The organism is Propionivibrio sp. (genome assembly GCF_049316945.1).
In the GTDB taxonomy this organism is placed as follows: Bacteria; Pseudomonadota; Gammaproteobacteria; order Burkholderiales; family Rhodocyclaceae; genus Propionivibrio.
Map to the genome: position 1 here is coordinate 1 of NZ_JBMOJE010000353.1, position 1966 is coordinate 1966.

General features: G+C 53.6%; 2 protein-coding genes. Both read right to left on the bottom strand.

Going from position 1 to position 1966, the window contains the following annotated elements:
• On the bottom strand, positions 1 to 944 hold a 944-nt coding region (locus tag ACOYNV_RS28050; protein WP_422903112.1), incomplete at its 3' end, for a hypothetical protein.
• Between the two features lie 3 nt (positions 945 to 947).
• A complete protein-coding gene (locus ACOYNV_RS28055; protein WP_422903113.1) occupies positions 948 to 1856 on the bottom strand; it encodes a hypothetical protein in 909 nt (302 codons plus the stop codon).
• Positions 1857 to 1966 lie beyond the last annotated feature (110 nt).

The following is a 1966-nucleotide window of genomic DNA, read 5'->3' on the forward strand; positions in this document are numbered from 1 at the left end:
CCGCCGACCCCTAGCGCGCCAGTAACTGGAACTTTCTTTAGGAATCCAAACCCCGGGATTTTTGAAAGCAGCGACATTAACCCGGCACCGAGTGCCGTAATCGCGCTGACGATCATCGGGCCAATGAATGGTATTTTCGACAGCATTGAAAGAATGCCGCCACTCTCTGCGCCGCCTTCCGGCTTGTCTTCGAGGTTCTTCAAACTCTTGTTTGCGGCCTTTCCAGTGATGAATGCTTCGCTTCTGAACCCGGTAAGCGTGGCATAAACCCTCCTTAGCAATCCTGTCTGGGCAGCAGCATCCTTGTCCTTGCTTCCCCTTCCCTTTGAAATCATTTCCCAGCCACGGGCCAGCGGTTGCGCTATTTCCTGAAAGGCTTGAACGGCAGGATCAACCTCAGCTACTTTCTCAACGCCGGCTGACGCTATATCACCCACTCGACCGGAAGCAAGCGCTTTCAATTCCTTGTCTTTGTCGTTATTTTCCTTGGCTTTTTTAAGTGCATCAGGAGATTTTGAATCAACTATTTTTGGCGTAAACCGTCCTTTCGCATCCCTTCCTGACGGTTTGGCAATCTCTCTGCCGATCTGGTTTAACGCTTTGACAATATTGGCATCTGACGGCGCTAGTGACCGGCTATTACCTGCAGGAATTGCAGGCGAGTTGGCGTTCACCTTTGGAATTGCCGGTGACCTGGTTCGTCCTGCAGGGGTGGCGACAGGCCGAATTAGGCTATCGCGCTTTACCCCTGGCGCCGACTTTCTTTGTTCTGGCGTAACCGTCGCTTGCTTTTCAGCAACAGCACCCGGAGATCCTCCGCTTCCCTTGATTGCACTCCTTATCGCGCGCACATCGCTGCGAATCTGCTCAAGAACAGAAATAGCCCGGCCAATATCGATAGGATCGCCGGAAAGAAACCCTTGCGCGTCGGATTTAAGAGCCATGGGTTACGCCTTCATAAACGTGTCTAATTGTGAAAACGTCATTTGCAATTCCTGCAGACCATCTTCTCTTCGAGAAAAAGTGAATTCAATATTGGCCGGACGGTACAGCCCAATGTCTTCGTACCCGCCTTGGTTGCTGCCTTGGGTGATGAAGGCGTGAACAACCTTGATCTTGATCGCGTAATCGCCCGGGTGCCCGACCGTTCCATCTTCCGGTGCGGCTGCCGCGTGGTGATCTGAATACCATCGCTTGAGTGTTCCTTGATGGTCGTCAAGCGTGGTTATTCTCATCTCAACCGGTTCCGACGACTTGACGCTATCGACGGAGGCCGATCCGATCTTTATTTTGTCGCCGGTCAGTGTCAGCGGCGCATAACTTAACTCGGTCACGAACATGTTGAAGCGGTGCATTACCCCGGCCCCTTGCAACTTGCTGGATACCTCGATAATGAACAGGTTTTTCTTGGAGAACCTGTTTTCGCCCATTTCAACGGCGATTCCTCTTGCCTCCATCGGGCTGATACCGCCGAACAGCGGGGTGGGCGTTCCCCAGTAGGCGGTTTGCGATGCTACGCCACTCATTCCCGGCAACAGCTTGTTGAGTAATCCTGAGCCAAGCAATTTCATGCCGGCCCCTTCAAAGTTCCCGTTCATCAAGTCGCCAGCGATACCGGCGCCGGCATTGAGCGCGCCTTGCACTTTCGCTGGAATGTACTTATTGACCAGACCCATGGCGGCATTGGAGGCCATGCTATTACCGATGTTGGCGACCGTTGACGCCAAAGGACTGCCGCCCATGGCCTTGGCCGCGCTTGAAGCAACACCACCGAGAGAGGAACTTAGGCCGGAGCTTATCGAACCAATCAAGCCCTTGCTGGAAAGGCTTGATGCCACTTGGTCATAAAGTGCCATGGCTAAGCCCCAAACCCGCCGCCGTCGGCACCTTCGGGCGGCTTGGCATTGACTATCTTGGCGAACAGCTTGGCCTGGTCCTCATCCATCATCATGTTTTTAGCCAGGAA

Bases quoted from the DNA above. Each gene is read 5' to 3' on its own strand.
- ACOYNV_RS28055 (WP_422903113.1), bottom strand. From the start codon at position 1,856: ATGGCACTTTATGACCAAGTGGCATCAAGCCTTTCCAGCAAGGGCTTG.